This is a genomic window from Salinisphaera hydrothermalis C41B8 (genome assembly GCF_000732535.1).
Taxonomy (GTDB): Bacteria; Pseudomonadota; Gammaproteobacteria; order Nevskiales; family Salinisphaeraceae; genus Salinisphaera; species Salinisphaera hydrothermalis.
In genome coordinates this window covers 1-8811 of record NZ_APNK01000064.1, presented here as the reverse complement: position 1 = coordinate 8811, position 8811 = coordinate 1, and the positions used below count along the sequence as shown (strand labels likewise).

Genomic DNA, 8811 nt, shown 5'->3' with positions numbered 1-8811 from the left:
TTCCCAGGACCGCCGGAGCGCCGCTTGATCAAGTCTCCATACACCAGACTTGCATATAGCTCTTCGGTAAATGTCGGTGATTCGAAGGCGTTAGCGATATTGGCGTAGATATGCTGGCGATGGGCCCAGGCATAGTTCAGGCCCGCATTCATCGACAGGCGCCGATAGTTGCGGCTGCCCGACTGGTTGCCGTCGGCCAGGAAATGGTCGGCGATATTGAAATCGAGCCAGTCGTAGCGTGCCCCGACGGTCGCTTTCAGGTCCGGGGTAATGGCGAATTCGTCCTGGGTGAACACAGCCGCGTTGGTGGCATGTTCGTCCTGATTCAGGCGTAGGGTGCCTTTGCTGCCGTAGTCGTTGTTGTAGCGTTGGCGGTCGTCCTGCTGGGCCTGGGCGTCCACACCGACGACAAGTCGGTTGGCATGGCCGAACAGCGTGTCGTAGCGCGTGGTCTGGGCGCCGCCGCCGAAGAAATTGCGTCGATAGGTCACCACGCCGCCTCCGCTGCTGCTGCCGTAGGGCAGGTACTGGATGAAGTTGCGGTGGGTGTAGAAGGCGTGGAGTTTGTAATCCTCGTGCGCCGATAAACGATTCTTGAATACCGCGCCGAGAGTCTCCTGGCCGACGGTCTGACGCGCGTCGTAGGCGAGGTTGGCATCGCGCGCGGCATGTCGATCGGCTTTTGCGGTAGCCCGCGTCACGCCGCCCGGGTCCTGTGTGTTCGGCGCGTGCAGCAGGCGGGTGGTTACGGTCAGCTTGCCGTCGGCGCCGACGTCACGCTCGATCTTGCCGGTGAACTGGTTCTTCACCACCTTGCTGTGCTGGCGGTAGCCTTTCTGCTCCAGGCGGGAGACGGTCGCTGCATAGCCCCATTTGCCGTACTTGTGCGCCGACGACAGGCTTTCGCGGTGATAGCCGTTGCTGCCGCCGGTGATTTCCGCTTCGTCGAGCGGGCCGTCGCTGGGCTTGAGCGTGGTGATATCGATCACGCCGCCGGTGGCGTTGCCGTAGAGCGCTGAGAACGGGCCGCGCAGCACTTCCATTCGGTCGATGGCGCCGAGATCGATGGAGTCGGTCTGGGCCTGACCGTCGACCAGTGTCTCCGGAATCCCGTCGACGAGCACGCGTACGCCGCGTACCCCGAAAGCCGAGCGGGCGCCGAAGCCGCGGATCGATACGCGCAGGTTCTGGGCGAAATTGGAACCGTTGTTGGCATAGACGCCGGGTACCCGGTTGAGCGCCGAGTTCAGCTGCGTCTTGCGCCGGCCCTGGTCGATCGCGTCGTGGCCGATCACATCGACGGCGGCCGGTGTCGACAACAGATCCTGGCCGAGCCGGAACGCGTTGACCTGGATCGGGGCCAGCACGCTGGTGGGGGCACTGGCGTTGCTGTCGTTGGCCGGCGGCGCGATCGTGCGGTCTTTGGGACGGCTGGGGCTGCCGCTCGGGGCACCGGGCTGGGCATAGACGGGCGCGGCTGCCAACAGCAGGCAGCCGGTCGCCAGGAGGCGGGTATTCACGTGTGTTCTCCCTGCGCGCGTTTGCTCCTCCCCCGGGACGCGCGATGGTCTCTTGGAGCGGTCTTATTCTTCGGGCGCCATGGCGCGTATCTGTACCGCGTGGATATCGGTCTGCATGAGGTCGCCCAGCGCGTCGTAGACCATGCGATGACGCTGGATGGGGCTGACCCCGCTGAACTTCGGCGACCGGATCGTGACGTGGAAATGCCCGAGCCCGGTGGCCGCGCCCGCGTGCCCGACGTGCAGATGACTGTCGTCGCGAATGGCGATGTCGTCGGTGTCGAGCCCCTCCGCGAGGGCGGCGCGAATGCGGTGGATGCGATCGCTCATGTCAGGCTTAAAAGACTTTTTTGTAGGGATAAACGGCGGTTTCCATGTACACGCCTTCGGCGTTGTACGGATCGACCTTCGCCCACTGGCGAGCCGATTCGAGGCTGTCGAAGGCGGCGATGATGATGCTGCCCTGATAGCCCTCGGTGATACGGCCGTAGGCATCGGTACGCGGCAGCGGACCGGCGGTCAGCAAGCGGCCTTCGGCCTCGAGATCGCGCAGGCGCTGGCGATGTTCTTCGCCGGCCTTGGCGCGTCCGTCGGCGCTTTCGGCTACGTCGAAACACACGATAGCAAAGTAGTCCATGGCAGATTTTCCACAGCGGAGGGTGATGTGCGCATAGTGTGCCGCATGCAACCCGGCCCGACTATGGGCGACGCGTCTTGAAGCCGTTACAATCGAGCCATGAGCGAACTTGTCCATGTCCACGCCGAAACGCCCCAGCCCCGCCGGATCGAAAAGGCCGCCCGGGCTTTACGCGCGGGGCAGGTGATCGCCTATCCCACCGACTCGTCCTACGGCCTGGCCTGCGCCATGGGCGACAAGAGCGCGATGGAGCGTATCCGCCAGATCCGTGGCCTGGATCGGGATCATTTCTTCACGCTGGTGTGTCGCGATCTGTCCGAGATCGCGGAGTACGCCAAGGTCGAGAACCCGAGCTTCCGGCTGCTGAAATCAGCCACGCCCGGGGCGTATACTTTCGTGCTGAAGGCTTCGAAGCAGGTGCCGAACTGGCTCGCCCATCCCAAGCGCAAGACCATCGGCATTCGTGTGCCGGGGCATCCGGTGGCGCGGGCGATCGTGGAGGCGTTGGGTAAGCCATTCATGACCGTTACGGCGGTATCCGGCGACGACCGCTCGCTGTCCGAAGCCACCGAGGTGCGCGAAGAGTTCGGCAATCGAATCGATCTGATCGTTGACGCCGGTGCGACCGGCATCGAGCCGACCACGGTGGTGGACCTCACGGGCGATGTGCCCGAGATCCTGCGGCCGGGCAAGGGCAGCGCGGAAGCCATCGGTCTGGAACCGGATCATATCTCGTAGTCGACGCGCCACGCCGCATCTCGGCGGCGTGACCGGGTGCGGCGCAGCACGCGCGCCTCTGGCCGAACCTTAACCGGCCTCGGTGCCGTATACTCGCGCGTTTGTCATCCTCGACAGCTGGGAGTAACTCGTGTCCTCGGCCAATGCTCGTCCCGTCGTTCTGTCCGGCATCCAGCCCTCCGGCGAACTCACCCTCGGCAACTACATCGGCGCGCTCAAACACTGGGTGAACATGCAGGCCACGCACGATTGCCTGTTCGCGCTGGTGGATATGCATGCGATCACGGTGCGTCAGGATGCGGCCGCGCTGCGTGCCCGCTGTCACGAGTTTCTCTGCCTGTATCTGGCGGCCGGCATCGATCCGAATAACGCTACGTTGTTTGTGCAATCGCATGTGCCGGCGCATGCCCAGCTGGCCTGGCTGTTGAACTGTCATACGTCGATGGGCGAACTCAACCGGATGACGCAGTTCAAGGACAAGTCGGCCAAGAACGTCGATAACGTCAACGCGGGGCTGTTCGATTACCCGGTGCTGATGGCCGCGGACATCCTGCTGTACCAGGCCGATGCCGTGCCGGTCGGCAACGACCAGAAACAGCATCTGGAGCTGACCCGAAACCTGGCCGAGCGCTTCAATACGCGCGTGGGCGAGAACGTGTTCACCGTGCCCGAACCGTTCATCCCGGAAGTCGGCGCGCGCATCATGAGCCTGGGCGAGCCGACCGCGAAGATGAGCAAGTCCGACGACGTCGAGGCCAACGTCATCAAGCTGCTCGACCCACCCAAGAAAGTGGTCAAGAAGATCAAGCGCGCGGTGACCGATTCGGACGGCGAGGTTCGCTTCGATGAGGCCAACAAGCCGGGCGTATCGAACCTGTTGTCGATTTTCTCGGCAGTGACCGACAAGCCGATCGCCGATCTCGAGGCCGACTATGCCGACTCGGGGTACGGCGCGCTCAAGGGCGATCTGGCGGATGCCGTGGTCGCGTTTCTCGAGCCGCTGCAGGCGCGTTATGCCGAATTCGCCGAGGACAAGGCCGGCTTGGATGCGATTCTCGCGCGCGGCGCGGCCGCGGCCCGCGAGCGCGCGCAGCCGACGCTGGATGCCGCGTATGCGGCGACAGGCTTTTTGCCGGCGTCGTAAGCGCGGCTTTCGATCTTGAGCGCGGTTCAGGACAACACGGCGACCGAGGCGGCGACGGCCGAGGCGATTCGTGTCGCCGGTGAGCCCTACGAGGCGCTGCCGGAAGACCTGTATATCCCGCCGGACGCGCTGCGCGTGTTCCTCGAAGCCTTCGAGGGCCCGCTCGATCTGTTGTTGTATCTGATCCGCCGCCAGAACCTGGATATTCTCGACATCCCGGTGTTCACGATCACGCAGCAGTACATGGCCTACATCGAGCTGATGGAGGAAATGGCCATCGAACTCGCCGGCGAGTACCTGCTGATGGCGGCGATGCTGGCCGAGATCAAGTCGCGCATGCTGCTGCCCAAGACCGAGGCCGCGGAAGAAGACGAAGGCGAGGACCCGCGTGCGGAGCTGATTCGTCGTCTGGCCGAATACGAGCAGTTCAAGGAAGCCGCCGAGAATCTTGACGACTGCCCGCGCGTCGGGCGCGATATCACCCCGGTGCGCCACGAGCCGGTCGAAATGACGATCGAGCGCCCGGCGCCCGAGCCGGATCTGCGTGCGCTGCTGGGTGCCTTGCATGATGTGCTGACCCGCGCCGAGCTGTATTCCCAGCACGTGATCGAGCGCGAGCCGTTGTCGGTGCGCGAGCATATGACGCGGATCCTGGAACGGCTGGATTCAGATCGACCGGTCGCGTTTGTGGCGCTGGTCGCGCTCGAGGAAGGCCGGCTCGGCGTGGTGGTGTCGTTTCTCGCCATTCTGGAATTGGCGCGCGAGTCGTTGATCGCGATCGAACAGGACGCACCGTATGCGCAGGTTTCACTGCGACGCCGGGGCGTGGAATGAACGAGCACGAATCCGACGCGCCCGTGAACCCCGCGCCGGCCACGGAAGCCGTCGCCGATACCGCGGAAGTGTCCGAGCGCCTCGTGCGCTGTATCGAAGCGTTGCTGATGGCCGCGGATTCGCCGCTGTCGGTCGAACAACTGGTGCGTCTGCTCGAGACCACCGAGGCGGTGGACAAATCCGAGGTGCGCACGGCGCTGTCGGCGCTGGCCGAACGCTATGCCGACTCGGCGGCGGATCTGGTCGAAGTGGCCGGCGGCTGGCGTTTCCAGGTCGGCCCCGACTACGGCGCGTTGGTGGCGCGGCTGTGGGAAGAGCGCCCGCCGAAACTGTCGCGCGCCATGCTCGAGACGTTGGCGATCATCTGCTATCGCCAGCCCCTGGCGCGCTCGGATATCGAGGCGGTCCGCGGGGTTTCGGTGTCGACCGGCATCATCAAGACCCTGGCCGAATTCGACTGGATCAAGGTGGTGGGGCATCGCGACGTGCCGGGCCGACCAGCGCTGTATGCGACCACGCCGCGTTTCCTCGACGATTTCGGCGTCAAGCGCCTGGCCGATCTGCCGAGCCTGCCCGAGATCAAGGACATCGACACGCTCGATGCCGCGGTCGCGCGCCTGCGCGGCGAATCGGACGACGCCGAATCCGATGACAACGCGCCCGCGCCCGACGAGCCGGAGGCGGCATCCGACGCGCCGCCGGACGAAGCGGACCACGGCGACGAGCGCGCGGACTTGGAATAGGCGGCGTCGCCACCACGTTATCGGCCAACCCGTTTTTGTATTGACGCCGCGCAAGCGGTTCGACAATGGAAGTGCAATGGCAGCTTTGAATACCGAACGCGTGACCAGCGTGAAGCATTGGAACGATTCGCTGTTTTCGTTCACCACGACGCGCGACGATTCGCTGCGGTTCGAAAACGGCCAGTTCGTGATGATCGGTCTGCCCACCGAGAGCGGCAAGCCGCTGCTGCGGGCCTATAGCATCGTGTCCGCCAATTACGAGGAACACCTCGAATTCTTCTCGATCAAGGTGCCGGACGGCCCGCTCACCTCGCGCCTCCAGCACCTGCAGGTTGACGACGAAGTCTTCGTATCGACCAAGCCGACCGGCACGCTGCTCATCACCGATCTGCATCCGGGGCGCAATCTGTATCTATTGTCGACCGGCACGGGGCTCGCGCCGTTCCTGTCGATCGTGCGCGATCCGGAAACCTACGAGCGCTTCGAGCGGGTGATCGTGGTGCACGGCGTGCGTTATATCGAGGATCTCGCCTACGACGAGTTACTCAAGCACGAGCTGCCGAACGACGAGATTCTCGGCGAGCTGATCCAGGGGCGGCTGCTGTATTACCCGGTGGTCAGCCGTGAAGCGTTTCCGAACCAGGGCCGCTTGACCACGCTGCTCGACAACGGTCGATTGACGTCCGATCTGGGCCTGGAGCCGCTCGATCCGGAGAAGGATCGCGCCATGATCTGTGGCAGCCCGAGTATGCTGGACGACACTGCCCAACTGCTCGACGATCGCGGGTTCACGGTGTCGCCGCATATCGGCAAGCCCGGCGAGTACGTGATCGAACGTGCCTTCGTCGAAAAATAGCGCACCCATTCGTCCGGACGCATAGTTCATGGCTGATCGTATACAGAAAGTGCTGGCTCACGCCGGCTATGGCTCGCGGCGCGAACTCGAACGCGCGATCGCCGAGGGACGCGTGAAGATCAACGAGCGCGTGGCCGTGCTGGGCGACACGCTCGGTTCCAGCGATCGCGTGCGTTTGGATGGCCGTCTGCTCAATCTGGAAAAGAAGGGCGACGTCCCGACCCGCGTGCTGGCCTATAAAAAGCATGTGGATCAGGTCGTCACGCGGCACGACCCGGAAGGGCGGCCGACGGTCTTTCGCAAACTGCCCAAGCTGCCGGCCGGGCGTTGGCTGTCTGTGGGCCGGCTCGATGTGAACACGTCGGGCCTGTTGCTGCTGACCACCGACGGCGAACTCAAGCGCCGGCTGGAACATCCGTCGTATCAGATCGTACGCACCTATGCCGTTCGCGTGCGCGGCGAGGTCGATCAGGCCATGCTGGACCGGTTGGTGGAAGGCGTGCAGCTTGAAGACGGCATCGCGCGCTTCGAATCGATTCGTGAGGGCGACGACGCCGAGCGCGCCAACCGCTGGTTCGAAGTCACCGTGCGCCAGGGGCGCAACCGCGTCGTGCGCCGCCTTTGGGATAGCCAGGGCGTGACCGTGTCGCGGCTTATGCGCACCGGCTTCGGTCCGGTGCCGTTGCCGACCGGCGTCAAGGCCGGCAGCTACCGCGAGTTGAGCAAAAAGGAAGTCTCCGCGCTGGCCAGGTTGGTCGATCTGAAGCGTTAGAGGGTGCTTCTATTTTCGTAAGGCATTTATCCGCCGATCAACGCAGATTGACGCAGAGGTTATGTCTGCATGCATCGGCTTCGATACGCGTTCACGGTGGTACGTTTTTCGGTACGTCGCCGGCGGGGACAGAGGCGAATGCGCAGCTTGGCCTGTGCGCGACCAGGGCTGGCGCCAGGCGCCTTGCGGGCGCACGATTTTGGGCGGCAACGAGACTCTTTCCAATCGTGAGAGTTTGCCTTGGCGACACGAGCCGATGCGTTTCCGAATCATTGGATTGCGGGGATCGCAATCCGTTCGTCAATGAATGCCAGTCGGGTTCAGCCCATGTGCGCTTTCTTGATCGGTGTGAATCTGCGTTGATCTGCGGATAAATGTCTTCACAAGAGAACAAGTCGTCGGGCCTGGCCGGTGCGCGCCCGACAGCCGCCGCCATCGTAGATTTCCACGACCGTCTGGCGGCGGCTTATGGGCCGCAGCATTGGTGGCCGATACAGGATCCGGCCAATCCGCGTTTCGAGATCCTGATCGGGGCGGTGCTGACCCAGCACACGGCCTGGACCAACGTCGAAATCGCGATCGCTGCATTGCGCGAAGCCGGGTCGCTCACGCCCGAGGCCATGCTCGCGCACGATGACCTGCCCGCGCTCATCCGCCGCGCCGGGCCGCATCGGATCAAGGCCGAGCGGCTGCGATCACTATGCCGCTGGTTCGTCGAACGCGGCGGATTCGCGGCCATCGAGACGCTGGATACGGTCACGCTCTGTCGCGAGCTCCGCTCACTGCACGGCATCGGCCCGGAAACTGCCGACGTTATCGCGCTCTATGCGTTCGACCGGCCGCGTTTCGTTGCCGATGCCTATGCCTTTCGCATCCTCGAGCGTTACGGCTGGTGGCAGGGAGCGCGGCGCTACGAGCGCCTGCGGGAAACGATCGAGGCGGCCCTGGGCGACGACGCCTCGGCGGGTTTCTACGACGAACTCCACGCCCTGATCGTCGCCCACGCCAAACAGCGGTGCCACAAGCGCGCGCCCGACTGCGGTCGCTGCGCGTTGGCCGCGACCTGCGAATACGCGCGCGCCGCCGGGCCCGCTTAAACGCCGCTTGACACTCGAACACGGGCGGGCGCTGTAGTCACGTAGGTCGGATTAGCGAAGCGTAATTCGACATGGGCGCCAATTTGCGACTAGCGGTGCGCCCCGGCCCTGTCGGCTTACGGCCCGCGGCCTAAGCCGACCTACATCAGGCTAAGCGCGATACTGCCGATGCGCCGCGAAGGGCCTGCCGTAACGTAGTGACGTAGGTCGGATTAGCGCAAAGCGCGTAATCCGACAAGAACGAAGCCGGGTGGGGTCGACCATCCGCGATACGGCAGCCGCCGCCACGGTGCCGCTCGGGCTTTTGTCGGCTTACGGCCTGTGGCCTAAGCCGACCTACGCCGAGGCTCCGCCTGAGGCCGTCATCCCCGGTCGGGTCGCTTGTCTCTTCCAATAGCGACGTAGTCACGTAGGTCGGATTAGCGCAAAGCGCGTAATCCGACAAGAACGAAGCCGGGTGGGGTCGACCA

10 protein-coding genes are annotated in these 8811 nt (G+C 64.2%); 7 read left to right on the top strand and 3 right to left on the bottom strand.

The window, feature by feature from the left end; all coding sequences use genetic code 11:
- From C41B8_RS21045 to C41B8_RS18830, 3 genes are all read right to left on the bottom strand, one after another.
- On the bottom strand, positions 1-1520 hold a 1520-nt coding region (locus C41B8_RS21045; protein ID WP_156962601.1), incomplete at its 3' end, for a TonB-dependent receptor family protein.
- Between the two features lie 63 nt (positions 1521-1583).
- Positions 1584-1850, bottom strand: coding sequence for a BolA family protein (locus C41B8_RS18835; protein WP_037341822.1), 267 nt, complete (start codon positions 1848-1850; stop codon positions 1584-1586).
- Between the two features lie 7 nt (positions 1851-1857).
- A complete protein-coding gene (locus C41B8_RS18830) occupies positions 1858-2157 on the bottom strand; it encodes a YciI family protein (protein ID WP_037341821.1) in 300 nt (99 codons plus the stop codon).
- Positions 2158-2256: 99 nt separating this feature from the next.
- On the opposite strand from C41B8_RS18830, the gene C41B8_RS18825 reads away from it, so the two are divergent.
- The 7 genes from C41B8_RS18825 to C41B8_RS18795 all read left to right on the top strand — a co-directional run bounded on the left by C41B8_RS18825 (position 2257) and on the right by C41B8_RS18795 (position 8341).
- Positions 2257-2895, top strand: coding sequence for an L-threonylcarbamoyladenylate synthase (locus C41B8_RS18825; RefSeq protein ID WP_037341818.1), 639 nt, complete (start codon positions 2257-2259; stop codon positions 2893-2895).
- A 130-nt stretch (positions 2896-3025) separates the two neighbouring features.
- Entirely contained in the window at positions 3026-4039 is a 1014-nt protein-coding gene (gene trpS / locus C41B8_RS18820) for a tryptophan--tRNA ligase (RefSeq protein ID WP_037341816.1), read from the top strand.
- Positions 4040-4054: 15 nt separating this feature from the next.
- On the top strand, positions 4055-4873 hold the full coding sequence (locus tag C41B8_RS18815; protein ID WP_051883783.1) for a segregation and condensation protein A: 819 nt from the start codon (positions 4055-4057) through the stop codon (positions 4871-4873).
- Complete coding sequence (gene scpB / locus C41B8_RS18810; RefSeq protein ID WP_084189208.1) at positions 4870-5616, top strand: SMC-Scp complex subunit ScpB; 747 nt, start codon at positions 4870-4872, stop codon at positions 5614-5616. Before C41B8_RS18815 ends, scpB begins: the two co-directional genes overlap by 4 nt.
- A 76-nt stretch (positions 5617-5692) precedes the next feature.
- Positions 5693-6472 (top strand): ferredoxin--NADP reductase, encoded by a 780-nt coding sequence (locus tag C41B8_RS18805; RefSeq protein WP_037341811.1) that lies wholly within the window; start codon positions 5693-5695, stop codon positions 6470-6472.
- A 28-nt stretch (positions 6473-6500) separates the two neighbouring features.
- Positions 6501-7244, top strand: coding sequence for a pseudouridine synthase (locus C41B8_RS18800; RefSeq protein ID WP_037341808.1), 744 nt, complete (start codon positions 6501-6503; stop codon positions 7242-7244).
- Positions 7245-7618: 374 nt separating this feature from the next.
- Entirely contained in the window at positions 7619-8341 is a 723-nt protein-coding gene (locus C41B8_RS18795; protein WP_051883782.1) for an endonuclease III domain-containing protein, read from the top strand.
- The last annotated feature ends 470 nt before the right edge of the window (positions 8342-8811 follow it).

Coding starts and splice junctions, on each gene's coding strand:
- C41B8_RS18800 (WP_037341808.1), top strand. CDS start 6,501: ATGGCTGATCGTATACAGAAAGTGCTGGCTCACGCCGGCTATGGCTCG.
- scpB (WP_084189208.1), top strand. CDS start 4,870: ATGAACGAGCACGAATCCGACGCGCCCGTGAACCCCGCGCCGGCCACG.
- C41B8_RS18835 (WP_037341822.1), bottom strand. CDS start 1,850: ATGAGCGATCGCATCCACCGCATTCGCGCCGCCCTCGCGGAGGGGCTC.
- C41B8_RS18805 (WP_037341811.1), top strand. CDS start 5,693: ATGGCAGCTTTGAATACCGAACGCGTGACCAGCGTGAAGCATTGGAAC.
- C41B8_RS18825 (WP_037341818.1), top strand. CDS start 2,257: ATGAGCGAACTTGTCCATGTCCACGCCGAAACGCCCCAGCCCCGCCGG.
- C41B8_RS18795 (WP_051883782.1), top strand. CDS start 7,619: ATGTCTTCACAAGAGAACAAGTCGTCGGGCCTGGCCGGTGCGCGCCCG.
- C41B8_RS18830 (WP_037341821.1), bottom strand. CDS start 2,157: ATGGACTACTTTGCTATCGTGTGTTTCGACGTAGCCGAAAGCGCCGAC.